Below are 23,587 nucleotides of genomic sequence, written 5' to 3'. Positions count from 1 at the left end.
CATACAGGCTGCATGTATGCAACAGGAAGTCTCCCGACGCTCCAATCGCGAGCGCTCCGACACGACGCGCGCCGCGATCCTCGATGCCGCCCGCGGCCTCTTCGTCACCAGGGGCTACGCCGACACCTCGACGCCGGACATCGTCGCGGCCGCCGGCCTGACCCGCGGCGCGCTCTATCACCACTTCGAAGACAAGAAGGCGTTGTTTCGCGCGGTGGCGGAACGGGAAGCAATTGCTGTGGCGACGTCGATCGAGCAGGCGACGTCAGGCGACCTTTCGGCCCGCCAGGCACTGAAGGTCGGCGCCCGCGCCTATTTCGACGCCATGCGCGAGCCGGGGCGTATCCGCCTGCTCTTGCTTGATGGACCTGCCGTCCTCGGTAAGCTGGAGATGATGGCGATCGACGCGGCCAACGCGCAGAGAACGCTCGAGGAAGGGATTGCCGAGGCAATGGCTCCGGCCACCGTTTCTGCCGAAAGGTTGTCGGCCATGGCTTCGCTGCTTTCAGCTGCCTTCGATCGCGCGGCGCTCGACATAGCCGATGGCGCGTCGAGCGAGGTCTATGCGGAAACGATCGGCACGCTGATCGACCGGATGGTGTCGCCGTAAGGATCAGCGTTTACGGCAGGCGTCAGCTTGCGGCGGAGATCATCTGCGGCGGCAATTCGACGAGCGACGCCGGGATGTCGCAGGTCTTTTCCGGCGACTTGCAGATATCGGCGATGACGCAGCGCTCGCACTCAGGCTTGCGCGCCTTGCAGCAGTAGCGCCCGTGCAAGATCAGCCAGTGATGGGCGTGGTAGAGATACTCGTCGGGGATGATCTTTATCAGCTTGTCTTCCACCTCGTCCGGGGTCTTGCCCGGCGCCAGACAGATCCTGTTGGCGATGCGCAGGATGTGGGTGTCGACGGCGATCGTCGACTGGCCGAAGGCCATGGAGAGCACGACATTGGCGGTCTTGCGCCCGACGCCCGGCAGAGTCACCAGCTCTTCGCGTGTGCGCGGCACCTCGCCGCCGAAGTCGCGGATCAGCTTTTCGCTCAGCGCGATGACGTTCTTCGCCTTGTTGCGATAGAGGCCGATGGTCTTGATGTAGTCCCGGACTTTTTCTTCGCCGAGCGCCAGCATCTTTTCCGGCGTATCGGCGATGGCAAAGAGCGCACGCGTCGCCTTGTTGACGCCGGCATCGGTCGCCTGCGCCGAGAGCGCCACGGCGACGACCAGCGTGAAGGGATTGACGTGCTCGAGCTCGCCCTTCGGCTCCGGCCGCTGGATCGAGAAGCGACGGAAGATCTCCTTGAGCTCGTCCTGGCTATAGAGGCTCTTCACCCGCGGCGTGGCGCGGCGGCTCGCCTTCGGTTTTGCAACACCCACGGGCAATTTTGGCTTCACGTTTTTCATGATGCATCTATAGTCAAAGGTCATGATCCATGGCAACGCCACCACCCCATCTGAGGACGCTCCGGTCTTCACCGCCGAGCTCACGCCCTATCGCTCGCTCGGGCGCCGCGGCTTCAAAATGTTCTTCCTGATCGCCGGGCTCCTGAGCCTCGTTCACGGCCTCGTCTTCCTCATCATCGGCGCCTGGCCGGTGGTGTTCTTTTTCGGGCTCGACTACCTGCTGCTGTTCGGCGCGTTCTGGCTGAACAATCGCTCGGGGCTCAGCCGCGAAGAGGTCCGCGTTAGCAGGACGGACGTTTCGGTGCGCAAGTTCACGCCCTCGGGCCAGATCAGCGAACATCGTTTCAATCCGTTCTGGGCGCGCTTGAATGTCGCCCGGCATCAGGAGATCGGCATCGTCTCGATGACGATCAGCGGCGGTGGCCGCCGAACCGATATCGGCTCGTTCCTCAACCGCGACGACCGCGAGACTTTTGCGCTGGCGCTCTCGGGCGCGCTTGCGACCGTTCGCCGCCGCTGACGCCTGGCGCTTGTGGCGGCACCCCGCCGATCGCATGTTTTCAAGTTTCGGGTGGTTGACGGGGCCAGCAAATGGTTACCTGTGACAAGACAGGAGAAGAGCCATGAACATTGCGACATCCGTACCCACCGATATCACGCCGAAAGGCACCGACTATGATACGGTCAGCCGCGTGATCGAAATGCTCACCGAGGACTATCGCGACCAGCCGTCGCTCGAATCCGTGGCACAGCGCCTGAAGCAGTCGCCGACGCAGCTCCAGAAGGTCTTCACCCGCTGGGCCGGGCTTTCGCCGAAGGCCTTCCTGCAGGCCGTCACGCTCGACCACGCCAAGCGCCTGCTGCGCCAGGAAGACATGCCGCTGCTGGAAACCAGCATCGAAGTGGGCCTGTCAGGACCGAGCCGGCTGCACGACCTGTTCGTCACCCACGAGGCGATGTCGCCGGGTGAATGGAAGGCGCGCGGCGAAGGGCTGACAATCCGCTTCGGCTATCACCCCTCGCCCTTCGGCACGGCGCTGGTGATGATCACCGAGCGCGGCCTCGCCGGCCTTGCCTTCAACGATGCCGGCGGCGAGCAGGCCAGCTTCGAGGACATGGCGCAACGCTGGCCGAACGCCCGCTACATCGAGGACAGCGCGGCGACGTCCCAATACGCCGCGCGCATCTTCGATCCTTCGCGCTGGCGGCAGGACGAGCCGCTGCGCATCTTCCTCATCGGCTCCGACTTCCAGATCCGGGTCTGGCAGGCGCTGCTCAAGATCCCGCTCGGCTGCGCCACCACCTATTCGAACATCGCCGGCAACATCGGCCAGCCGACGGCATCGCGCGCCGTGGGTGCTGCGGTCGGGCGCAACCCGATCTCGTTCGTGGTTCCGTGCCACCGCGCGCTTGGCAAAAGCGGCGATCTCACCGGCTATCACTGGGGGCTGACGCGCAAACGCGCCATCCTCGGCTGGGAAGCCGGCAAGGCGGCCGACGGCACGATCTGATTACAGGCTTCCCAGCATCATCACAGACGCAAAAAGGGGCGCCAAGCGCCCCTTTTTCATTCTCCGTCTGTCAGCGCTCAGTGGGCGCCGGACATGTCGCCGAGCACTTCCTTGGAAGCGACGGTCGAATTGGCGTTGAGCTTGTAGACCATCGGCACGCCGGTCGCGAGGTTGAGCTTCAGGATCTGTTCCTTGCTCAGGCGATCGAGCACCATGACCAGCGAGCGCAGCGAGTTGCCGTGTGCAGCGACCAGGACCTTCTGGCCCGACAGCACGCGCGGCAGGATCTCGGTCAGGTAATAGGGCCAGACGCGTGCGCCGGTGTCGCGCAGGCTCTCGCCGCCCGGAGGCGGAATGTCGTAGGAGCGGCGCCAGATATGCACCTGCTCTTCGCCCCACTTCTCGCGGGCGTCATCCTTGTTAAGGCCCGACAGGTCGCCGTAGTCGCGTTCGTTCAGCGCCTGGTCGCGGATCGTTTCGAGCGAGGACTGGCCGACGGCGTCGAGCACGAACTGGCAGGTGCGCTGGGCGCGAACGAGGTCCGAAGTGAACGCGATGTCGAACTTGATGCCGTAGTCGGCAAGCGCCTTGCCGCCGGCCTTGGCTTCCTCGACGCCGAGTTCCGTCAGGTCCGGATCACGCCAGCCGGTGAACAGGTTCTTCAGGTTCCAGTCGCTCTGGCCATGCCGGACGAGGACGAGAGTACCGCTCATGTCGAATTCCCCTTGAGACTTGAGAGTGGAAAGGTCAGTTGAGCCCGAGAACGTCGAGCATCGAATAGAAGCCGGGTTTCTGGCCGCGGGCCCAGAGTGCAGCGGTGACGGCGCCGCGCGCGAAGATCGAACGGTCCGTGGCGCTGTGCGAGAGCGTCACCTGCTCGCCTTCGCCGGCAAGAATGACCGAGTGTTCGCCGATGACCGAGCCGCCGCGCAGCGTCGCAAAACCGATCGTGCCAGCCGGACGCGGACCCGTATGACCGTCACGCACGCGCACGGAGTGGTCGGCAAGGGCGATATCGCGCCCCTTCGCCGCCGCAGCGCCGAGAAGCAGGGCCGTGCCCGAGGGCGCATCTACCTTGTGCTTGTGGTGCATTTCGAGGATTTCGATGTCCCAGTCGGCCGAACCCAGCGCCCGCGCCGCCTTCTCCGTCAACACACCGAGCAGGTTGACGCCGAGGCTCATATTGCCCGACTTGACGATACGAGCGTGGCGGGCGGCAGCGCGGATTTTCGCCTCGTCGTCGGACGAGCAGCCGGTGGTGCCGATCACATGGACGATGCGGGCCTGGGCGGCGAGCCCGGCAAACTCGACGGTGCCAGCCGGCGCCGTGAAATCAAGGACGCCTTCTGCTTCGACGAAGGCTTCGAGCGGCTGGTCGGTCACCGGCACGCCGATCGGGCCGAGGCCGGAGAGCTCGCCCGCATCGCGGCCAATGAAGGGGGAACCCGGGCGCTCGATGGCCGCATGCAGGCGAACGCCATCCATCGCGTGAACCGTCCTGATCAGCGTCTGACCCATACGGCCGGCCGCACCCACCACCACGAGCTTCATATCGTTTGCGCCCATCGGTGATTTCCTTCTTGTCCGCTAGTGAATTTCGGCGTCGGCCGGCGCTTCGGGCGCCTCGCCTTCAGGCGACTGCTCTTCCGAAGACTGGCCCTGGAGATTGTGGAGGCGAGCGTAGAGACCGTCCGGCCGCCGTGCAAGATCGACATGGGTGCCTTCCTCGACGACGGAGCCATCCTTCATGACGATGATCTTGTCGGCGTTGACGACGGTCGAAAGTCGATGTGCGATCACGATCACCGTGCGGCCATCCATCGCGTGGTCGAGCGCCTTCTGCACGGCGGCTTCCGATTCGGTATCCAGCGCGGAGGTAGCCTCGTCGAGCAGAAGGATCGGGGCGTTGCGCACAAGCGCACGTGCGATCGACAGACGTTGGCGCTGGCCGCCCGACAGCGTCATGCCGTTCTCGCCGACCGGCGTATCGTAGCCCTGCGGCTGCGCAAGGATGAACTCATGGGCGTAGGCAAGCCGTGCGGCGTCCTCCACCTCGGCATCCGTCGCGTCGATGCGGCCGTAGCGGATGTTGTCGCGGATCGAGCCTTCGAAGAGATAGGGCTGCTGCGACACATAGGCGATGCCCTGGCGCAGCGACTGCTTGGTGACGTCGGCGATGTCCTGCCCGTCGATAAGGATCTGGCCGGATGCCGGATCGTAGAACCGTGGAATGAGGCTGATGACCGTCGACTTGCCGGCACCCGAGGGGCCGACCAGCGCGGTCGTCTTGCCGCCCTCGGCCACGAAGCTGACGCCCTTCAGCACCTCGTCGCCATTGGGATAGCGGAAGCGCACGTCACGCAGTTCGACAGCGGCATTCGTAAACGCCAGTTCCTTGGCATCGGCCTTGTCGCGCTGGTGCGGCACGGTGTCGAGGATCTCGTAGACCATGCGGGCGTTGACGGCGGCGCGTTCGAGCGAGACCTGAAGACGCGCCAGGCGGCGGGCCGGATCATAGGCCATGAGCAGGGCGACGACGAAGGCGAAGAAGGCACCGGGCGGCACGTCGGCGTAGATGGCGCGGAAAGCCGAATAGGCAAGCACGGCCGAAATCGCCAGACCCGCGAAGGTTTCGGTCATCGGCGCGGTACGCTCGCTCAGCCGCGCAATGCGGTTGGCGCGGTTTTCGGCCCGGTCGATGATCGTCTCGACTTTGCCACGCAGCTCGCCTTCCATGGTGAAGGCCTTGACGATGGTGATGCCCTGAATGGTCTCCTGCATCGCGCCGAGAACACGGCTGTTGACCTCGATCGCCTCGCGCGTGGCCGAGCGCAAGCGCTTGGACACATAGCGCAGGCCCAGGAGCAGAGGAGGCGCTGCGACAAAGACGATGATCGACAGCAACCAGTCCTTGGCAAACATGACGCCGACCAGGCCGATCAGCGTCAGCAGGTCGCGCGCGATTGAGGTAACGGTCAGATTGAGCACGTCGCGAATGCCGCTGACATTCTGGCTGATCTGGGCTGCAAGCTGCGCCGAGCGGGTCTCGTTGAAATAGCCGACGCTGAGCGCCATCAGATGGGCATAAAGGCGGCGCTGGTAGCGCGCGACGATGTTGTTGCCGATCTTCGAAAGCGCGACGGCCTGGCCATAGGTGGCAAAGCCGCGCAGCACGAAGGCGGCAAGGATTGCGCCGCAGACGAGCAGAACGATGTCCGCCCGCTTGTTGGCGAAGGCCTCGTTGATCACGGTTTCCATGATCGAGGCGGTAAAGCCGGTCGTCGCGGCGACCACGGCCAGGCAACTGATGGCGAAAACATAGCCGCGAATGTGGTCACGACCGTTTTCGGCAATCACCCGCTTGAGGATTCCGCTGATCGTATCGGAGTCGACCGCGTGCTGTTTTTTCTTGCTGGCGCTCAAAAAGCCCGTCTTCCCTGGAACCAATCTGGAGAGCCGGCATCCGGCCCGATCTTTCCCGGCGCTCTATAGTGGTTTGATATCGCTTTGGCGAGTCATTGCGCGCGCAGCGGGCTCAGCTTCTCCAGCGGCGTCCTTCCGTTGCCACACCGAAATCCCTCGGTGTGCGGGCAAAGGCCGCCAATCCCGAGAGTGCCGCCATCGGGTGAATGACGGCAAAGGTGGGGATCGTCCGCATCAGCGCCGAGTGCGGCGCCTTGTCCTCGAAGGCAGCACGGAAGGGCGACTTCAAGAGCGCCGGCAGGATCTTCTGCGAGATGCCGCCCGCCAGGAAAACGCCGCCACGGGCCATGAAGATCAGAGCCATGTCGCCGGCGACCCGCCCGAGATAGGTCGAAAACAGCGAGATGGTCTCGATCGCCGCCCTGTCGCTCTCAGCCAGCGCGTGCGTCGTTACTTCCGCGGGGTCCGTCAGAACCGGGTCAACGCCATCGGCGGCGCAGACGGCGCGGTAAAGGTTCATGATGCCGCGGCCGCAGAGGATCTGCTCGCCGGCCATGCGGCCTTCGATCGGCTCGAGAAAGGGCCAGATCTGGAAGTCGCGCTCAGTGCGCGGACCGATATCGACATGTCCGCCTTCGCCCGGCACCGGGAACCAGGTGTGCTGGGCAAAGACCAGACCGCCGACGCCAAGGCCAGTTCCCGGACCCAGCACGACGCGGGAGGTCATCGGCCGAATGCTGCCGCCGCCGATCTGCACCAGATCCTCATCCGCCGGAGCGGCGACGGCAAGCGCCTGCGCCTCGAAGTCGTTGATGATGAGCACGTCTTCGAGGCCGAGGCTCGAAAGCATGTCCTTCGGCCGGATCACCCAGCCGGCGTTGGTCAACGGAATTTCGTCGCCCCGAATCGGACCAGCGACCGCCAGGATCGCCGAGCGCGGCTGCACGGAGGTCTTGTCGAGAATGCTCTTCTGCAGCGCCTCCTCGATCGTCTCGAAATCACCGGTCTTGATCGGCGGCAGCTGCTTCGGGTCGGCAAAAGCGTCGATGAGCAGGGCGAAGCGCGCATTGGTGCCGCCGATGTCGCCGATCAGGATCGGAAAGGGAAAGCTGTGTTCACTGGTACCGGACATCGCAAAGATCCATCCTGATCGTCATCTTGGGTTGCTGAACTGTCTATCAGACAGAACGGGATGAGGAAAAGTGCGGGAGGATTTCAGTAGAATCCGCCCGCCGGGAGCCCGCATCATCTGGGGTTCAGGTCGATCAACTGCTCGGCCGTTGCACGATTGAGCGCCATCGGAATGTCGTAGACGATGGCGAGGCGCATCAGCGCCTTGACGTCGACATCGTGCGGCATAGCGGTCAGCGGATCGACGAAGAAGATCAACAGTTGCACTTCGCCGGTGGCGATCATCGCGCCGATCTGCTGGTCACCGCCGAGGGGGCCGCTTTTCAGCCGGGTGATATCGAGGCTTGGGCAGACGTCGAGGACGCGACCGCCGGTCGTGCCGGTGGCGACGATCCGCCAGTCAGCCAGAACCGTCTCGTGCGCCTTGGCAAAGTCCGCAAGATCGTCCTTCTTCTGATCATGCGCGATCAGCGCAACACATTTTCGATCCGCCATGCCGGGCCTCGCATCAATATTTAAATCGATTTGATTGCCCTATACATGAGCGCCACGGGAATGGGAAGGCTGATGCCTCCCCGCCCCACTCGTGTGTCCTTAATCCTACTGCAGCGTCGGACGCGCCATTGGTACGGGGATATCGGCCGGCGGGACATCACCGGACGCACCGATCACCTGCTCGATACTATCGTTCGCTGCGGCCGGCGCGGCAGCCCGGTAGGCCGTGCCAAAAGTGGCGGCCGCTTCTGAGGCCGGCGCCGGGCCGTTCAGGACCAGAGCGCAGGCCTTCGGCAAGTCGGCAAGCGTCGTCACCTTCGGCTTGACGGGCTTTGCGTCCGGCTTCTTGGTCGGCTTCGCCCATGGCTCGTCGGTGAACCACCAGGCCAGCGACTTGTCGCAGCCGTCGCCCGCCGGCACTTCCGCCTGGTCCTTGCAGGTCGAAGCGCCGGCGGGGCACTTGATGCGGATGTGGAAGTGATAATCGTGGCCGTAGATCGGCCGGACCTTGCCAAGATTGGTGCGGTCGCCCGTCCAGGTATCGCAAAGCTTCTTCTTGATCGCCGGATTGACGAAGACGCGCTCCACCTGCGGGTAGCTCGCCGCCAACATGATCAGCTGCGCGTGCTTCGGCGTCCAGATCGAACGGTCGACCGTCAGGAATTTGTTCTTCTGCAACATCGAGGTGGCGGAGATGTCCTCGCGCTCGCGATAGGTAAGCGTGCGTTGCGGCATCGGCGTCAGCCAGATATCGGCATCGAGCCCGATCTGGTGCGAGGCGTGGCCCGACAGCATCGGCCCGCCGCGTGGCTGCGAGATATCGCCGAGCAACAGGCCCGGCCAGCCGACCTTGTCGGCGGCGTCGTGGGAAAACTGCTCGATCAGCGCGATCATCTGCGGATGGCCCCAGCGGCGGTTGCGCGACAGCCGCATTGCCTGCCAGGTCGGCCCGTCGGTCGGGATGGCGACACCGCCGGCTAGGCATCCCTTCGCATAGAAGCCGTAGGAATTTGCCGCCATCTCGGCAGGCAGGGCCTTGGCGCCGAAAAGCGCCTTGGCCGGCGTTTCGTCCGCCGCGGCGTTGTCGGCGATCAGGAGGCTTGTTCCGAGCAGCAGCGCAAGAAACGCCGAGCCGCAACGTCGAAATGGAGCAATCATTGAATTTCGTCCCGTTTGTCTCGCGGCGAGCGGCGCCGATGTGCGGCATGCCTCTCCGGCGAACCCCGATCCTAAGGCCCCGTCTTTGCCTCAGCCTTACGCGTTACACGCTTGTGAATCACCGGGATGTGACTCAAAAATTTGGCCTGATTTGCGGCAGTGCCTGTCATTTGCCCTGATTTCGCCTATGCTCTCGCAAAAGAAGATTGAAATATAAGGGGTACCGGCTGGATGCCAAACTTCTGCAGGACCGTGAAACCTGGCCTCGCTGCCTCGCTACTGACAGCGGCGTTTCTTCTCCTCCCTCCTGCAGGCAATGCCCAAGAACAGCCCGTCTGGCGCTACGGAACATCGTCAATCGGTGAACTGAAATACAAGCCCGATTTTGCGCGCTTCGACTACGTCAATCCTGACGCTCCCAAGGGTGGAGAGCTGCGCCTGTCGGAGAGCGGTACATTCGATACCTTCAATCCAATTCTCTCCAAGGGCGAGGCGGCGAGCGGCGTAACCTCGCTCGTCTTCGATACGTTGATGAAATCGGCCGAGGACGAGATCACAACCGCCTATGGGCTGCTGGCCGAGGGCGTTTCCTATCCCGACGATATTTCCTCCGCGACGTTTCGCCTGCGCGCCGAGGCCAAGTGGGCTGACGGAAAGCCTGTGACGCCGGAGGACGTGGTTTTTTCGTTCGAAAAAGTGAAGGAACACAATCCGCTTCTGTCCAACTACTACCGCCACGTGGTTTCGGCGGAAAAGACTGGCGACCGCGACGTCACCTTCCGCTTCGACGAGAAGAACAACCACGAAATGCCGAACATCCTCGGCCAGTTCCCCATCGTGCCGAAACACTGGTGGGAAGGCGAGGACGAGAAGGGCAACAAGCGCGACATCAGCCGCACGACGCTGGAGCCGGTGATGGGCTCAGGCCCCTACAAGATTGCGTCGTTCCAGGCCGGCGGCTCGATCCGCTTCGAACGCAGGGACGACTATTGGGGCAAGAGCCTCAACGTCAATGTCGGGCAATATAATTTCGGCGTGATCAGCTATGCCTTCTTCAGCGACAGGAACGTGCAGTTCGAAGCCTTCCGCGCCGGCAACGTCGATTTCTACCAGGACAACAGCGCCAGTCACTGGGCGACCGCCTATGACTTTCCGGCGATGAAGGATGGCCGTGTGGTCCGCGAGGAGATCGAGAATCCGCTGCGCGCAGCCGGCATCATGCAAGCCTTCGTGCCGAACATGCGCCGCGACAAATTCAAGGATCAGCGCGTGCGCGAGGCGCTGAACTACGCCTTCGACTTCGAGGACCTGAACCGCAACCTCGCCTACAACGCCTTCCAGCGTGTCGACAGCTATTTCTGGGGCACCGAGCTTGCCTCCAAGGCTTTGCCGGAAGGACGCGAGAAGGCCATTCTGGAGGAACTGAAGGACAAGGTTCCTCCAGAAGTCTTCACCGTGCCCTACGCGAACCCGGTCAACGGCGACCCGCAGAAGGTGCGCGACAACCTGCGCAAGGCGCTGGCGCTGTTCAAGGAGGCGGGCTACGAACTCAAGGGCAACCGCCTGGTCAACGTAAAGAGCGGCGAGCCCTTCAGCTTCGAATTACTCTTGGCCAACCCGTCGTTCGAGCGCACCGTCACGCCGTTCATCAACAGCGTGAAGAAGATCGGCATCGATGCGCGCATCCGGACCGTCGACGATTCGCAATACACCAACCGCGTCCGAAGCTTCGACTATGACATGATCTACGGCATATGGGCGCAAACACTGGTACCCGGCAACGAGCAGATCGACTACTGGGGTTCGGCTTCGGTCAATCAGCAGGGATCGCGAAACTATGCCGGCATATCCGATCCGGCGATCGACGAACTCATCCGCAGGATCATCTTCGCGCCCAACCGCGACGAACTGGTGGCAACAACACGGGCCCTCGATCGCGTTCTTCTCGCCCATCACTTCGTGGTTCCGCTGTTCTACTCGCGCTCGGTTCGCGTGGCTTACTGGAACCAGCTCGCCCGTCCGCAGGAACTGCCCTACTACGGAATAGGCTTTCCGGACGCGTGGTGGTCGAAAAACGCCTCCCCCAAATGAAGTCCTTGCACTCGAATGGCGTCTCGATTCCAAATGCAAAAAAACGAATCACTGAAACAAGCCCCGATCCGGGCCTGACAGCCGCAAGGAGACACAGGGATTGAGACACCATAGACGGCTTGCCGACGCTTCGCCGGTCCGGGCCACCGCCCACACGTCGATCGAAAGGCCCGCCTGATGGGTGCCTACATCCTGCGCCGCCTGCTTTTGATGATCCCGACGATCTTCGGGATCATGGCGATCTCCTTCATCGTGGTGCAATTCGCGCCCGGCGGCCCGGTCGAGCAGGTGATCTCGGACCTGACCAATGCCGGCGGCTCCGATCGCCTGTCGGGCAGCAGCGGCGACCTGATGCAGGCCGGCGGCGACGAAGGCGGGCGCTATCGCGGCGCTCAAGGGCTCGACCCGGAGTTCATCGCCAAGCTCGAAAAGCAATTCGGCTTCGACAAGCCACCGCTCGAACGCTTCGCTACCATGATGTGGAACTATCTCCGCTTCGATTTCGGCGAGAGCTTCTTCCGCAACACCTCGGTGATCGATCTGATCAAGGAGAAGATGCCGGTCTCGATCTCGCTCGGGCTGTGGATCCTTCTATTCTCCTACGCGATCTCCATCCCGCTCGGCATCAAGAAGGCCGTATCCGACGGTTCTGCCTTCGACGTTTGGACCTCGGGCATCATCGTCATCGGCTACGCCGTGCCGAGCTTCCTCTTCGGCATCCTGCTGATCGTCGTCTTTGCCGGCGGCTCGTTCTTCGACTGGTTCCCGCTGCGTGGCATCGTCTCCGACAATTTCTGGGATTTGCCCTGGTGGCAGAAGATCCTCGACTACATCTGGCACATGACGCTGCCGCTGATCACGCTGCTGCTCTCGGCCTTTGCGACGACGACGCTGCTCACCAAGAATTCCTTCATCGACGAAATCAAGAAGCAGTATGTAACGACGGCACGGGCCAAGGGCCTGACCGACGGCCAGGTGCTCTATGGCCACGTCTTCCGCAACGCCATGCTGATCATCATCGCCGGCTTCCCCGGCGCCTTCATCTCGGCCTTCTTCACCGGCTCGCTTTTGATCGAATACATCTTCTCGCTCGATGGCCTCGGCCGGCTCGGCTATGATTCGGTCGTCAAGCGCGACTATCCGATCGTCTTTGCCACGCTCTTCATCTTCTCGCTGATGGGCCTGCTCGTCAGCCTGCTGTCGGACCTCATCTACACCTGGGTCGATCCGCGCATCGATTTCGAGCGGAGGGACGTCTGATGGCAAGCCTCGCAACGTCCCCGACCGCTGTGGCGCCGCGTGGCTGGTTGTCACCGGTCAACCAGCGCCGCTGGCAGAATTTCAAGGCGAACCGACGGGGCTACTGGTCGCTTTGGCTGTTCCTGGCGCTGTTCGGGCTCAGCCTGGTCGGTGAACTGATCGCCAACGACAAGCCGATCATCGCCTCCTACAAGGGCGAGCTTTTGTTCCCTGTCGTCATCGACTATCCGGAGGAAAAGTTCGGCGGCTTCCTGGCCGAGACCGACTATCGCTCCGACTTCATCCGCGACGAGATCGAGGCCAATGGCTGGATGATCTGGCCGCCGGTGCGCTATTCCTACCAGACGGTCAATTCCAACATCCCGCATTCGGCGCCGACCAAGCCGTTCTGGCTGATGGACAAGGAAGAGCGCTGCTCCGCCTACCCTGACAAGACCAACGACCGGAACTGCATCGTCGGAAACCTCAATTGGCTCGGCACCGATGACCAGGCCCGCGACGTCTTTGCGCGCATGATCTATGGCTTCCGCATCTCGGTGCTCTTCGGCCTGACGCTCACCATCGCCTCGGCGGTGATCGGTGTCACCGCCGGCGCCATCCAGGGTTATTTCGGCGGCTGGACCGACCTCCTGATGCAGCGTTTCATCGAGATCTGGTCGTCGATGCCGGTGCTCTACATTCTCCTGATCATCGCCGCGATCCTGCCGCCAGGCTTCTTCATCCTGCTTGGTATCATGCTCTTGTTCTCCTGGGTCGGTTTCGTCGGTGTCGTGCGCGCCGAGTTCCTGCGGGCTCGCAATTTCGAATACGTCAACGCGGCACGCGCGCTCGGCGTCGGCAATGGCACGATCATGTATCGCCACCTCCTGCCGAACGCGATGGTGGCGACGCTGACCTTCCTGCCCTTCATCCTCTCTGGCTCGATCACGACGCTGACTTCGCTCGACTTCCTCGGCTTCGGCATGCCGCCGGGATCGCCCTCGCTCGGCGAGATGATCGCCCAGGGCAAGTCCAACCTGCAGGCGCCCTGGCTGGGGCTGACGGCCTTCTGCGTCATGTCGCTGATGCTGTCGCTGCTGATCTTCGTGGGCGAAGCGACGCGCGATGCCTTCGATCCGAGAAAGACGTTCCGGTGAGCGCGACGATGACAGATCCAATCCTCTCCGTCCGTGACCTTTCCGTCGCCTTTCACCAGGGCGGCAACACCTCCGTTGCCGTCGACCATATCTCCTTCGACATCAGGCGCGGCGAGACCGTGGCGCTTGTCGGCGAATCCGGTTCGGGCAAATCGGTCTCGGCCAACTCGATCCTGAAGCTCTTGCCCTACCCGTCCGCCAGCCACCCGAGCGGCGAAATCGTCTTCAACGGCAAGGACCTGCTGAAAGCCAGCGATGCGGAGCTGCGCCACGCCCGCGGCAACGACATCACCATGATCTTCCAGGAGCCGATGACCTCGCTCAACCCGCTGCATTCGATCGAGCGGCAGATCGGCGAGATCCTCGAACTGCACCAGGGGCTGGAGGGTGCAGCGCGGCGCACGCGCATTCTCGAGCTGCTCAACCAGGTCGGCATCCGCGAGCCGGAGAAGCGGCTGAGCGCCTATCCGCACGAGCTCTCGGGTGGCCAGCGCCAGCGTGTGATGATCGCGATGGCGCTCGCCAACCGACCGGAACTCTTGATCGCCGACGAGCCGACGACCGCACTCGACGTCACCGTGCAGGCACAGATCCTCGAGCTGTTGAAGACGCTCAAGGATGAGCACGGCATGTCGATGCTGTTCATCACCCATGACCTCGGCATCGTGCGCAAGATCGCCGATCGGGTCTGCGTCATGACCAAGGGCAAGATCGTTGAAACGGGACCGACCGCCGAGATCTTTGCCAATCCGCAGCATGCCTACACCCGCCATCTGCTCGCCTCCGAGCCGAAGGGCAATCCGCCGCCGTCTGACGCGTCGAAGCCGATCGTGATGGAAGCCTCTGAGATGAAGGTGTGGTTCCCAATCAAGGCGGGATTCCTGCGCAAGGTGGTCGATCATGTGAAGGCCGTCGACGGCATCGATCTGAAGCTGCGTGCAGGCCAGACACTCGGCGTCGTCGGCGAATCCGGCTCCGGCAAGACGACGCTCGGGCTTGCGTTGACGCGGCTGATCTCGTCGAAGGGTCGCATCGCCTTCATCGGCAAGGACATCGACCGCTACAGCTTCAACGAGATGCGGCCGCTTCGAAACCGGATGCAGATCGTCTTCCAGGATCCCTACGGCTCACTCAGCCCGCGCATGTCGGTGGCCGATATCATCGCCGAGGGCCTGAAAATCCACGAGCGCTCCCTATCCGACAACGAGCGCGACGCCCGCGTCGCGGCGGCGCTCGAAGAAGTGGGCCTCGATCCCGCGACCCGCTGGCGCTATCCGCACGAGTTCTCCGGTGGCCAGCGGCAGCGCATCGCCATTGCCCGCGCCATGGTGCTTAAGCCGCAATTCGTGATGCTCGACGAGCCGACCTCGGCGCTCGACATGAGCGTGCAGGCGCAGGTGGTCGACCTCCTGCGGGACCTGCAGAGCAAACACGACCTCGCCTATCTGTTCATCAGCCACGACCTCAAGGTCGTGCGCGCCCTTGCCAACGAGATGATCGTGATGCGCATGGGCAAGGTGGTTGAGCAGGGCCCGGCCGAACGCATCTTCAATGCCCCGAGCCAGGACTACACGAAGGCGCTGATGGCTGCCGCCTTCAACCTCGAAGCCGTCAACTTGACCGCGATCCGTCAATAGGTGCCCGAATGTCCGCAAAAAGCCCCGTCATCGTCGATCTGAAGTTCATTCCGGAGGAGGTCGAGGCGGCGCTTCGCGGGGCCTTCCCGGATCGCGAGGTGATCAACCGCGCCGATGCCGTGCACCACAACCGCGACCTCTCCGGCATCGACTATGCAGTCGTCTGGAAATCGGCACCGGACCTGTTCGACCGGGCGCCGGATCTCAAGGTGGTGTTCTCCGGCGGCGCCGGCGTCGACCACGTCCTGACCTTGCCGGGCCTTCCCGAAGTGCCGCTCGTGCGCTTCGTCGACCAGACGCTGACGACGCGCATGAGCGAATGGGTGGTCATGCAGTGCCTCATGCACCTGCGCCAGCACCGCACCTACGAGGCGCAGGCGGCGAAACGCGAATGGCGCGACCTGACCCAGCCGGAAGCCGCCGACATCACCGTCGGCATCATGGGCATGGGCGTGCTTGGCCAGGACGCCGCCCGCAAGCTCTCGGCCATGGGCTTCAAGGTCATCGGCTGGTCGCGCAGCAAGCGCGACGTCGCCGGCATCGAGACCTTTGGCGGCAACGAACTCGACAGCTTCCTGGCACGCAGCGACTTCCTTGTCGGCCTGCTGCCGCTGACGCCGGACACCCGCGGCATTTTCAACCTGCGCCTGTTTGCAAGGCTCAGCCGTAACGGCCCGTTCGGCGCGCCTGTCTTCATCAATGCCGGCCGCGGCGGTAGCCAGGTCGAAGCGGACATCCTGAAGGCGCTCGACAGCGGCGTGCTCGCTGGTGCCTCGCTCGACGTTTTCGAGCAGGAGCCGCTTGCCCAGGACAGCCGCTTCTGGACCCTGCCCAACGTCTACGTCACACCGCACGTGGCGGCATCCTCCGACGTCAAGGCCCTCTTCCGCCATGTGGAGCAGCAGATCGCCCGCTTCGAAGGCGGACAGGCGCTCGAACACGTCGTCGACAAAGTAGCCGGCTACTGATCCAGCGAAAGCGAGGTGCGACGCTTGCCACGCCGAGCCTCCTGGCAGAGACGCAGCGTCGCATTCTGCGACGTGAACGGGTGTTTTGCCTTCATCGGCTACGATTGCGGAGGCTCGCGCCCCCCTACGCTCCGTTTGCGGGCGCTCAGGGACGGCGGTAGCCCGTCGGCTGCTCATAGAGCCAGCCAATCCGCTCGATCGAGGCCTCCAAGCCCTCTCGCGCAACCGTCATCGTGTGACCGTTGGCGTGGATCAGGGTTTCGTCGTCCTCCATCAGCGCGACGTGCCCTTTCCAGAAGACGAGGTCGCCGCGTGTGAGCTCTTCGCGCCCAATCGGCGTTCCCAACCCCGTCGCCTGCATGTCGGAATCGCGCGGCGCCTGCCTGCCGACCATCATCATCGACAATTGCACAAGGCCGGAGCAATCGATGCCGAAGCCGGAACGCCCGCCCCAGAGATAGGGTGTTTCGACGAAGCGGGCAGCGACCGAGACATAGTCTCCCGGCACGACACTGCCGACCTCGATGCAGTGATTGGCGATGACCGCCTGGCCGCCGTCGAGCAGAAAGTAGCGCGTGCCCCTCGTTTCGCGTTCATCGACAACCGTCAACCGGCTGCCCATCGACAGCGGATAGACCGTCGGGAAACGCAGATCATGGCCGGTATAGACGAAGGTGCGCGGCGCCGTCACGATATGGGTCGGGCTCTTGACCACCGGCGCAAGGCAATACTCCGGAAGATAGCCGACATAGCCGTCGAGATCGGCCTTCACCCAACACCAGCTTTCGTTGGTGTCGAGTACCCGAACGGATTCGCCGAGCAGCAGCTCGGTGTCGGTGCCGCAGGCGAGATCGGGCTTGGCCCGCAGGGGCGCAACCGGAACAGAGATGCGCGCAACGCTTCCCTCGACGTAGCGTTCGGCTTGCACGACACCGCGTAGCCGGCTCTCTGCGAGGTCGGGGCGATAGGCGTTCAGGCGGCGATCGGGCGGTGTCGACATGTCTACTCACTTCAGCTGCTTGCGGCCCTGATCAATGATCAGGTCACCGAATTTTTCAAGATAGAGAGCACCCTCGACTGTCCTTTTGATGACGACGTTGCGGCGATCACGCTCGTCGCGGGTGCGATCGACAAGTCCAAGCGCTCCCATGGTGTCGAGCGCGCGGGTGATGACCGGCTTGGTGACCCCAAGCGTCGCCGCCAATCCACGCACGGTGTGCGGCGGCGGCACGAGGTAGATGTGCAGCAGGATCGCCAGCTGCCGCAAGGTCAGGTCGCGGCTGTCGACGCGAACCTGGGCGAGCGACACCGAATGCCAAAGCCCGAGGGCCTGGGAGGGCGTTAGCTCGATCGGCAATGGCGGCTCCTACGCGTGATACTGATCCGCCACGATAGCGGCGGATCGTTACGCAAGCGTTTCTTTGCCGGTTACGCCTGGTTGCGGTTACCTCGTCATCTTCTGGACGTGCTGGTAAAGCGCACGGATTGCCTGCGCCTCCCCGCCAACCGTCGAATGCGGGCGCTCGGACGGAGCCCAGCCGAAGATATCGAAATGGACCCAGCTCTTGGCGTTGGTGACGAAGCGCCGGAGGAAGAGTGCCGCAGTGATCGATCCGGCCATGCCGCCCGCAGGCGCGTTGGTGAGGTCGGCGATGCGGGCCGAGACATCCTTGTCATACCCGTTATAGAGCGGCATGCGCCACATCGGATCGTCGACCTCGAGGCTTGCTTCCGTCAGATCGTGGGCCAGATCGGCATCGTCGGTGAAGAAAGGCGGCAGATCCGGGCCGAGCGCGACGCGCGCGGCACCGGTCAGCGTCGCCATGTCGACGAGCAGATCCGTCTTCTCTTCGTCAGCATAGGCGAGCGCGTCGGCAAGGATCAGCCGGCCTTCGGCATCGGTATTGTCGATCTGCACGGTCAGGCCCTTGCGGCTGCGATAGATGTCGCCCGGCCGGAAGGCATTGGCGGAAATAGAGTTTTCGACCACCGGCACGATGACGCGCAGATCCACCTTGAGCTTGGCGTCCATGATCATTAGCGCCAGGCCAAGGACGTTGGCGGCACCGCCCATGTCCTTCTTCATCAGCAGCATGGAGGCCGACGGCTTGATGTCGAGACCGCCCGTATCGAAGCACACGCCCTTGCCGACGAGCGTTACCTTCTTGTGGCCCTTCTTGCCCCAGCGCAGCTCCAGCAGGCGCGGAGCCTCGGCGCTGGCGCGGCCGACGGTGTGAACCAGCGGGAAGTTCTGCGTCAGCAGCGCTTCGCCGGTTATGACCGAAACATCGGCCTTGTAGTGGGCGGCAAGCGCGCGGAACGCGCCTTCGAGCGCTTCCGGTCCCATGTCGTTGGTCGGCGTGTTGATGAGGTCACGGGCGAGGAACACGCCAGCGAGCTGGCGCTTGATGTCGGTCGCGTCCGCATCGGCGGGGATGAGCAGCGTCGGCGGTTCGCCCTTGGCGGACTTGTAGCGCTCGAAGCGATAGGAGCCGAGGCCGTAGCCGAGCGCCAGCCGGTTGGCCGTCAGCGGTGCCGTTTCGATATGCCATTTGCCGGCCGGCAGCGCCCGCGCCAGCTTGCCTGCGAGGAACGGCGCTTCCGACGGGTTGCTGCCGAGGCCGAAGAGCGCGCCGCCAAGATGGCCGTCGGCGGACGGGATCAACAACACCGCGCCGGACTCGGCCGTAAAGCATGCCTTGCGCGCCCAGTCCAAAGCGATCGGGTCGATCGTCCCCGTCTCGATATGCGCCGGCGTGACGGCGAAGATCGGCAGGGTCTTGCCGGCGCTGGTGTTGAACGGCGACGGCCGCTCGATGAACTGATAGGGAGCCATGAAAGTCCTCGGCTGACAGAGATGGAATCGCGCCATTAACGCTCTGTTAGGGTTAACAGATTATTGCTGGAGTGAAAGTTGCGCCGGTGTTGTCTGAAGTTCAGGTGCGCGAATGCATGCTGGGGACACACATGGCCAAATATACGACCTCATCCTCGAAACGCGCCCGTTTCTTGCAGGGCGCGGCGATCGCGCTGGTGGCGCTTTCGCTTGCCGGCTGCGCCAACCAGCCGAAGAAGGAACTGACGACAGGGTCGATCTCCAGAACGTCAAAACCGGTGCAGTCGATGACCGCGCCTGAGCTTTCGGCCGCTGCCGAAAGCATCGGCCAGGCGTATGAAAAGAACCCCAAGGATCGCGAAGCGGGCCTCAACTATGCCAATCTCCTGCGCATGACTGGCCGCAATGAGCAGGCGCTTGCGGTGATGCAGCAGGTCGCGATCAACCATCCGTCGGACCGCGAAGTGCTCGGCGCCTACGGCAAGGCACAGGCCGCCGCCGGTCAGCTCGAGCAGGCGCTTGCGACAATCGGCCGAGCGCAGACACCCGACCGTCCAGACTGGAAGCTGAAATCGGCCGAGGGCGCAATCCTCGACCAGCTGGGCCGCGCCCAGGAGGCGCGACTGCGCTACCGCGAGGCTCTCGACCTCAAGCCGAACGAGCCGTCAGTACTCTCGAATCTCGGCATGTCCTATCTTTTGACCAAGGACCTTCGCACCGCCGAAACCTATCTCAAGTTGGCGGCAAGCCAGCCCGGCGCCGACAGCAGCGTGCGCCAGAACCTCGCGCTCGCCGTCGGCCTTCAGGGCCGCTTCCAGGAAGCCGAGACGATCGCCCGCCAGGAGCTTTCCAGCGAGCAGGCGGAAGCGAACGTCGCCTATCTGCGCTCAATGCTTTCGCAGCAGGGCGCATGGAAAGAGCTCGCCAAGGCCGACGACAAGAAGGTCGCCAACTAAAGGCGCGCCGCGTTCTTCAGAGACGCTCCTGGCGCCTCTAGCGCTTCCCATCTACCGCCCATGATTGTAGAGCGCCGACAGCGGCGCCGCTGCCTAGAATTTGTCGGCGACCTGGATGCCCGCGGGTCCAAGGATGACGGCGACCAGCACCGGCAGGAAGAACAGGATCATCGGTACAGTCAGCTTCGGCGGCAGTGCAGCCGCCTTCTTCTCGGCTGCCGTCATGCGCTGGTCGCGACTTTCCTGCGCTAGCACACGCAGGGCCTGAGCGATCGGCGTACCGTAGCGGTCCGCCTGGATCAGTGCCTGGACCACGGATTTCACCTCGTCGAGGCCGGTGCGCTGTCCGAGATTTTCAAGTGCAACCCGGCGCTCGGGCAGAAACGACAGTTCCGCCGTCGTCAGCACCAGCTCTTCCGCCAGTTGCTGCGATTGCGATGCCACCTCGTCGGCGACGCGACGCATGCCGAGCTCCATCGACACGCCCGATTCGACGCAGATCAGCAGGAGATCCAGCGCATCCGGCCAGGCCCGGCGTATCGACGCCTGGCGCTTGGTGATGGCGTTGGCCACGACGATGTTCGGCGCATAAAAGCCAAGATAGGCAAAGCCGATCGCAAAGAAGAGCCGCACCATCAGCGGCTTGTCGGCAAAATTGCCGAGTACGAAGATATAGACGAGCGCGACGAGCAGAAACAGGAAGGGCAGGCAGAAGCGCGCGAACAGGAAGGTGTTGAGCGCGTTCTGCGAACGGAAGCCGGCCATTTTCAACCGGTTGACGGTATTATCGTCGACGAGCGCCGAGCGCAGGTTGAGCCGTTCGACGACCTGGCGGATGGAGGCGTTGTTCTGCCCGCGCAGGCTTGCCCGGCCGTTTTGAACCTCGGCGGCAAGCCGCGCGCGTTCGCGCGCCCGGATCTGCTCGCGCTCGGTCGCAACGGACTTCATCCGCTTGCCGAGATCGCCGCGATCGAACAGCGGCACGATCAGCGAATAGAAGGTTGCGAGCACGGCGAGCGAAACCAGAATGGCGACGACGACGTTGGGATCGGTCAGGGTCTTGATCAGGTCAGTGCTCATCGACGCCCCTCAGATGTCGAAGTTGATCATGTTGCGCATCACCCAAATGCCAATGCTCATCCAGAACAGGCCGGCACCGATGATCAGATGACCGCGGGGGTCGGTGAAAAGCACCATCATGTAGGCGGGCGATGTCAGGTAGACCAAAAGCGCGACGATGAACGGCAGGGCGCCGATGATGCAGGCCGAGGCCTTGGCTTCCATCGACATGGCACTGACCTTCGCTCTCATCTTCCTGCGCTCGCGCAGGACCTTCGACAGGTTGCCTAGGGCTTCCGAGAGATTGCCGCCCGCCTGCGCCTGGATGGCGATCACGATGGCGAAGAAATTCACCTCCGGCAGGGGAATGCTGTTGACCATACGGGCGCAGGCTTCGGTCACGCTCAGGCCCACCTGCTGGGATTCCACCACGCGGCGAAACTCGGTCTTGACCGGCTCCTGGCCGTCGGCGGCGATGAGACGTAGCGCGTCGTTCAAGGGAAGGCCCGACTTGATCGAGCGGACCATGACCTCAAGCGCGTTCGGGAATTCCTCGAGGAACTTCTTGCAGCGCCGCTTGACCAGGTAGCCGATGAACCAGCGCGGCAGGCCGAGCCCGGCGACCAGGCCGAAGCCGACGGCAATGGGGAGCCCGGCGCCCAGTATCAGCACGACCAGAAAGGCGAAAAAGCCGAAGAGCGCGCTGAACAGATAAAAGCGCCCGATGGAGATCGACAGGTCCGCCTGGGTGAGACGCACCTTCATCGAGGGCGCTGTCTTTGCCGAGCGTTCCTGCTGCTTCTTTTCCAATTCTTTCAGCGAATCCTGGACGGATTTTCGCCGTTTCGACAGTTCGCTCACGCGGTCGCGCGCGGCCTTCATCTTGGCGCGGTCGGTTTCCGCCGCGCTGATCTTGCGCACGCGGCCTTCCGCCTTCTTTTCGCTTTCGATGCGCGAGAACAGCAGGCCGTAGGCAAGCGCCGCCGCCGATATGGCGACGAGGGCCGCTAGCGCCATAACGGTGATGTCTATCCCGAACATCGCAGCTCCTAGCCCTTGTCCATCGCGTCGAGGGTCGCGGCCAGTCGCTTGTCCTCGTTGAAGTAGCGCGCGCGATCCCAGAAGTGCGGCCGGCCGATGCCGGTCGACATGTGGCGGCCGATGATCCGCCCGCCGGCGTCTTCGCCATCGATCTCGTAGCGCATCAGGTCCTGGGTGATGATCACGTCGCCTTCCATGCCCACCACCTCGGTGATGTGGGTGATGCGGCGGGAACCATCGCGAAGGCGGGACGCCTGGATGATCACGTCCACCGATCCGGCGATGATCTCGCGCACGGTCTTTGCCGGCAGCGTATAACCGCCAAGCGCGATCATAGATTCCATGCGGCTCAGGCATTCGCGCGGCGTGTTGGCGTGGATGGTTCCCATCGAGCCGTCATGGCCGGTGTTCATCGCCTGCAACAGGTCGAAGACTTCCGGGCCGCGCACTTCGCCGACGATGATGCGTTCGGGGCGCATGCGCAGGCAGTTCTTGATGAGATCGCGCATGGTGATCTCGCCTTCGCCTTCGATGTTCGGTGGGCGGGTTTCGAGGCGCACGACATGCGGCTGCTGCAATTGGAGTTCGGCCGTGTCTTCGCAGGTGATCACGCGCTCATCCGTGTCGATATAGCGTGTCAGGCAATTGAGAAGCGTCGTCTTGCCCGAGCCCGTGCCGCCCGAAATGACGATGTTGCAGCGGACGCGACCGATAATCTGCAGGAGAACGGCGCCCTCTGGCGTTATCGAGCCGAAGCGGACCAGCTGCTCGAGCGTCAGCTTGTCTTTCTTGAACTTGCGGATGGTAAGCGCCGTGCCGTCGATGGCGAGCGGTGGGGCAATGACGTTGACGCGGGACCCGTCCGGCAGGCGGGCGTCGCAGATCGGGCTCGATTCGTCGACGCGGCGACCGACCTGGCCGACGATGCGCTGGCAGATCGAAAGAAGCTGCGCGTTGTCGCGGAAGCGGATTTCCGATTCCTGCACTTTACCGGCGACTTCGATGAAGGTCTGGCCTGCACCGTTGACCATGATGTCGGCGATGTCGTCGCGGGCAAGCAGCGGTTCGAGCGGACCGTACCCCAGAACGTCGTTGCAGATATCGTCGAGCAATTCCTCCTGCTCGGAGATCGACATCGCGAAGTTCTTGATCGTGATGATGTCGTTGACGATATCGCGGATTTCCTCGCGCGCGCTCTCCGTATCGAGCTTGGCGAGCTGCGACAGATCGATCGTGTCGATCAGCGCGGAGAAGACCTGCGATTTCGTGTCGTAGTAGTCTTCCGTCCGCGCCTGCCGCCGTCTTGCCGGCGGAGCGGGCGTCGGCGGCCTGGCACCAGCGGAGGGCGTTTCGGCAAGAACCGGAACGGCGCGCTCGACCACCGGCGCTTGCACCGCAGCCACGATCGGCGGAGGGGCGGAAACCGGGGTGCCGCCGCCTTTGCCGAAGCCTTCGTTTCCGCGCTTGCCAAACATCTGCGTA

22 protein-coding genes are annotated in these 23,587 nt (G+C 63.3%); 9 read left to right on the top strand and 13 right to left on the bottom strand.

The window, feature by feature from the left end:
• The first annotated feature begins 16 nt into the window (after positions 1 to 16).
• The gene (locus ASD01_RS27415; RefSeq protein ID WP_034804961.1) at positions 17 to 610 is read left to right on the top strand and encodes a TetR/AcrR family transcriptional regulator; all 594 of its coding nucleotides are present in this window, start codon (positions 17 to 19) and stop codon (positions 608 to 610) included.
• 22 nt (positions 611 to 632) lie between these two features.
• Here the strand turns inward: ASD01_RS27415 and nth are convergent, their stop codons facing one another.
• Complete coding sequence (gene nth / locus ASD01_RS27410; protein WP_034805307.1) at positions 633 to 1,403, bottom strand: endonuclease III; 771 nt, start codon at positions 1,401 to 1,403, stop codon at positions 633 to 635.
• Positions 1,404 to 1,425: 22 nt separating this feature from the next.
• Between nth and ASD01_RS27405 the strand changes: the two genes are divergently transcribed.
• Together ASD01_RS27405 and ASD01_RS27400 are read left to right on the top strand one after the other, a co-directional pair.
• Positions 1,426 to 1,923 (top strand): DUF2244 domain-containing protein, encoded by a 498-nt coding sequence (locus ASD01_RS27405; protein ID WP_034804964.1) that lies wholly within the window; start codon positions 1,426 to 1,428, stop codon positions 1,921 to 1,923.
• A gap of 103 nt (positions 1,924 to 2,026) precedes the next feature.
• Positions 2,027 to 2,914: a methylated-DNA--[protein]-cysteine S-methyltransferase gene (locus ASD01_RS27400; RefSeq protein ID WP_034804968.1), complete on the top strand. Its 888-nt coding sequence runs from the start codon at positions 2,027 to 2,029 to the stop codon at positions 2,912 to 2,914.
• A gap of 77 nt (positions 2,915 to 2,991) precedes the next feature.
• Here ASD01_RS27400 and ASD01_RS27395 read toward each other — a convergent pair whose 3' ends face one another.
• From ASD01_RS27395 to mepA, 6 genes are all read right to left on the bottom strand, one after another.
• Positions 2,992 to 3,627 (bottom strand): 2,3-bisphosphoglycerate-dependent phosphoglycerate mutase, encoded by a 636-nt coding sequence (locus ASD01_RS27395; RefSeq protein ID WP_034804979.1) that lies wholly within the window; start codon positions 3,625 to 3,627, stop codon positions 2,992 to 2,994.
• A 34-nt stretch (positions 3,628 to 3,661) separates the two neighbouring features.
• Positions 3,662 to 4,480 carry a 4-hydroxy-tetrahydrodipicolinate reductase gene (gene dapB / locus ASD01_RS27390; protein ID WP_034804982.1) on the bottom strand — a complete coding sequence of 273 codons (819 nt, stop codon included), beginning with the start codon at positions 4,478 to 4,480 and terminating at the stop codon, positions 3,662 to 3,664.
• Between the two features lie 21 nt (positions 4,481 to 4,501).
• Positions 4,502 to 6,337, bottom strand: a complete 1,836-nt coding sequence (locus ASD01_RS27385) for an ABC transporter ATP-binding protein (RefSeq protein WP_051659689.1) — start codon at positions 6,335 to 6,337, stop codon at positions 4,502 to 4,504.
• A gap of 112 nt (positions 6,338 to 6,449) precedes the next feature.
• A complete protein-coding gene (locus tag ASD01_RS27380) occupies positions 6,450 to 7,469 on the bottom strand; it encodes a glucokinase (RefSeq protein WP_034804985.1) in 1,020 nt (339 codons plus the stop codon).
• 113 nt (positions 7,470 to 7,582) lie between these two features.
• A complete protein-coding gene (locus ASD01_RS27375) occupies positions 7,583 to 7,963 on the bottom strand; it encodes a methylglyoxal synthase (RefSeq protein WP_034805003.1) in 381 nt (126 codons plus the stop codon).
• A 105-nt stretch (positions 7,964 to 8,068) separates the two neighbouring features.
• Positions 8,069 to 9,121 carry a penicillin-insensitive murein endopeptidase gene (gene mepA, locus ASD01_RS27370; RefSeq protein ID WP_034805006.1) on the bottom strand — a complete coding sequence of 351 codons (1,053 nt, stop codon included), beginning with the start codon at positions 9,119 to 9,121 and terminating at the stop codon, positions 8,069 to 8,071.
• Positions 9,122 to 9,352: 231 nt separating this feature from the next.
• Between mepA and ASD01_RS27365 the strand changes: the two genes are divergently transcribed.
• The 5 genes from ASD01_RS27365 to ASD01_RS27345 all read left to right on the top strand — a co-directional run bounded on the left by ASD01_RS27365 (position 9,353) and on the right by ASD01_RS27345 (position 16,213).
• A complete protein-coding gene (locus ASD01_RS27365; protein ID WP_034805009.1) occupies positions 9,353 to 11,212 on the top strand; it encodes an extracellular solute-binding protein in 1,860 nt (619 codons plus the stop codon).
• A gap of 177 nt (positions 11,213 to 11,389) precedes the next feature.
• Positions 11,390 to 12,472: a microcin C ABC transporter permease YejB gene (locus ASD01_RS27360; RefSeq protein ID WP_034805012.1), complete on the top strand. Its 1,083-nt coding sequence runs from the start codon at positions 11,390 to 11,392 to the stop codon at positions 12,470 to 12,472.
• Positions 12,472 to 13,608, top strand: a complete 1,137-nt coding sequence (locus ASD01_RS27355; protein WP_034805015.1) for an ABC transporter permease — start codon at positions 12,472 to 12,474, stop codon at positions 13,606 to 13,608. The genes ASD01_RS27360 and ASD01_RS27355 overlap by 1 nt, the downstream gene beginning before the upstream one ends.
• Positions 13,609 to 13,616: 8 nt before the next feature.
• Positions 13,617 to 15,245, top strand: a complete 1,629-nt coding sequence (locus tag ASD01_RS27350; protein ID WP_034805312.1) for an ABC transporter ATP-binding protein — start codon at positions 13,617 to 13,619, stop codon at positions 15,243 to 15,245.
• 8 nt (positions 15,246 to 15,253) lie between these two features.
• Positions 15,254 to 16,213 (top strand): 2-hydroxyacid dehydrogenase, encoded by a 960-nt coding sequence (locus ASD01_RS27345; RefSeq protein WP_034805033.1) that lies wholly within the window; start codon positions 15,254 to 15,256, stop codon positions 16,211 to 16,213.
• Positions 16,214 to 16,358: 145 nt separating this feature from the next.
• Here ASD01_RS27345 and ASD01_RS27340 read toward each other — a convergent pair whose 3' ends face one another.
• The 3 genes from ASD01_RS27340 to ASD01_RS27330 form a co-directional block, all read right to left on the bottom strand.
• Complete coding sequence (locus ASD01_RS27340; RefSeq protein WP_034805036.1) at positions 16,359 to 17,213, bottom strand: C40 family peptidase; 855 nt, start codon at positions 17,211 to 17,213, stop codon at positions 16,359 to 16,361.
• A 6-nt stretch (positions 17,214 to 17,219) separates the two neighbouring features.
• Entirely contained in the window at positions 17,220 to 17,570 is a 351-nt protein-coding gene (locus ASD01_RS27335; RefSeq protein ID WP_034805040.1) for a MarR family transcriptional regulator, read from the bottom strand.
• An 87-nt stretch (positions 17,571 to 17,657) separates the two neighbouring features.
• The gene (locus ASD01_RS27330) at positions 17,658 to 19,049 is read right to left on the bottom strand and encodes a leucyl aminopeptidase family protein (protein ID WP_034805043.1); all 1,392 of its coding nucleotides are present in this window, start codon (positions 19,047 to 19,049) and stop codon (positions 17,658 to 17,660) included.
• Positions 19,050 to 19,180: 131 nt separating this feature from the next.
• Here ASD01_RS27330 and ASD01_RS27325 point away from each other — a divergent pair, with 131 nt between their 5' ends.
• Positions 19,181 to 20,005 (top strand): tetratricopeptide repeat protein, encoded by an 825-nt coding sequence (locus ASD01_RS27325; protein WP_034805046.1) that lies wholly within the window; start codon positions 19,181 to 19,183, stop codon positions 20,003 to 20,005.
• A gap of 93 nt (positions 20,006 to 20,098) precedes the next feature.
• On the opposite strand, the gene ASD01_RS27320 is transcribed toward ASD01_RS27325, so the two are convergent.
• The 3 genes from ASD01_RS27320 to ASD01_RS27310 are packed head-to-tail and all read right to left on the bottom strand — an operon-like array spanning position 20,099 to position 23,580.
• Positions 20,099 to 21,085 (bottom strand): type II secretion system F family protein, encoded by a 987-nt coding sequence (locus ASD01_RS27320; RefSeq protein ID WP_034805049.1) that lies wholly within the window; start codon positions 21,083 to 21,085, stop codon positions 20,099 to 20,101.
• 9 nt (positions 21,086 to 21,094) lie between these two features.
• The gene (locus tag ASD01_RS27315) at positions 21,095 to 22,105 is read right to left on the bottom strand and encodes a type II secretion system F family protein (RefSeq protein ID WP_034805052.1); all 1,011 of its coding nucleotides are present in this window, start codon (positions 22,103 to 22,105) and stop codon (positions 21,095 to 21,097) included.
• An 8-nt stretch (positions 22,106 to 22,113) separates the two neighbouring features.
• Positions 22,114 to 23,580 carry a CpaF family protein gene (locus tag ASD01_RS27310; RefSeq protein WP_034805055.1) on the bottom strand — a complete coding sequence of 489 codons (1,467 nt, stop codon included), beginning with the start codon at positions 23,578 to 23,580 and terminating at the stop codon, positions 22,114 to 22,116.
• Positions 23,581 to 23,587: the final 7 nt, after the last annotated feature.

The sequence above is a fragment of the Ensifer sp. Root423 genome (genome assembly GCF_001426275.1).
GTDB classification, from domain to species: domain Bacteria; phylum Pseudomonadota; class Alphaproteobacteria; order Rhizobiales; family Rhizobiaceae; genus Ensifer; species Ensifer adhaerens.
The sequence above is the reverse complement of the archived record's forward strand: the minus strand, read 5'-3'. Positions and strand labels throughout refer to the sequence as shown.

What these genes read in the sequence shown, in the direction of transcription:
- ASD01_RS27415 (WP_034804961.1), top strand. Translation starts at nt 17, where the DNA reads ATGCAACAGGAAGTCTCCCGACGCTCCAATCGCGAGCGCTCCGACACG.
- nth (WP_034805307.1), bottom strand. Translation starts at nt 1,403, where the DNA reads ATGAAAAACGTGAAGCCAAAATTGCCCGTGGGTGTTGCAAAACCGAAG.
- ASD01_RS27405 (WP_034804964.1), top strand. Translation starts at nt 1,426, where the DNA reads ATGATCCATGGCAACGCCACCACCCCATCTGAGGACGCTCCGGTCTTC.
- ASD01_RS27400 (WP_034804968.1), top strand. Translation starts at nt 2,027, where the DNA reads ATGAACATTGCGACATCCGTACCCACCGATATCACGCCGAAAGGCACC.
- ASD01_RS27395 (WP_034804979.1), bottom strand. Translation starts at nt 3,627, where the DNA reads ATGAGCGGTACTCTCGTCCTCGTCCGGCATGGCCAGAGCGACTGGAAC.
- dapB (WP_034804982.1), bottom strand. Translation starts at nt 4,480, where the DNA reads ATGGGCGCAAACGATATGAAGCTCGTGGTGGTGGGTGCGGCCGGCCGT.
- ASD01_RS27380 (WP_034804985.1), bottom strand. Translation starts at nt 7,469, where the DNA reads ATGTCCGGTACCAGTGAACACAGCTTTCCCTTTCCGATCCTGATCGGC.
- ASD01_RS27375 (WP_034805003.1), bottom strand. Translation starts at nt 7,963, where the DNA reads ATGGCGGATCGAAAATGTGTTGCGCTGATCGCGCATGATCAGAAGAAG.
- mepA (WP_034805006.1), bottom strand. Translation starts at nt 9,121, where the DNA reads ATGATTGCTCCATTTCGACGTTGCGGCTCGGCGTTTCTTGCGCTGCTG.
- ASD01_RS27365 (WP_034805009.1), top strand. Translation starts at nt 9,353, where the DNA reads ATGCCAAACTTCTGCAGGACCGTGAAACCTGGCCTCGCTGCCTCGCTA.
- ASD01_RS27360 (WP_034805012.1), top strand. Translation starts at nt 11,390, where the DNA reads ATGGGTGCCTACATCCTGCGCCGCCTGCTTTTGATGATCCCGACGATC.
- ASD01_RS27355 (WP_034805015.1), top strand. Translation starts at nt 12,472, where the DNA reads ATGGCAAGCCTCGCAACGTCCCCGACCGCTGTGGCGCCGCGTGGCTGG.
- ASD01_RS27350 (WP_034805312.1), top strand. Translation starts at nt 13,617, where the DNA reads ATGACAGATCCAATCCTCTCCGTCCGTGACCTTTCCGTCGCCTTTCAC.
- ASD01_RS27345 (WP_034805033.1), top strand. Translation starts at nt 15,254, where the DNA reads ATGTCCGCAAAAAGCCCCGTCATCGTCGATCTGAAGTTCATTCCGGAG.
- ASD01_RS27340 (WP_034805036.1), bottom strand. Translation starts at nt 17,213, where the DNA reads ATGTCGACACCGCCCGATCGCCGCCTGAACGCCTATCGCCCCGACCTC.
- ASD01_RS27330 (WP_034805043.1), bottom strand. Translation starts at nt 19,049, where the DNA reads ATGGCTCCCTATCAGTTCATCGAGCGGCCGTCGCCGTTCAACACCAGC.
- ASD01_RS27325 (WP_034805046.1), top strand. Translation starts at nt 19,181, where the DNA reads ATGGCCAAATATACGACCTCATCCTCGAAACGCGCCCGTTTCTTGCAG.
- ASD01_RS27320 (WP_034805049.1), bottom strand. Translation starts at nt 21,085, where the DNA reads ATGAGCACTGACCTGATCAAGACCCTGACCGATCCCAACGTCGTCGTC.
- ASD01_RS27315 (WP_034805052.1), bottom strand. Translation starts at nt 22,105, where the DNA reads ATGTTCGGGATAGACATCACCGTTATGGCGCTAGCGGCCCTCGTCGCC.
- ASD01_RS27310 (WP_034805055.1), bottom strand. Translation starts at nt 23,580, where the DNA reads ATGTTTGGCAAGCGCGGAAACGAAGGCTTCGGCAAAGGCGGCGGCACC.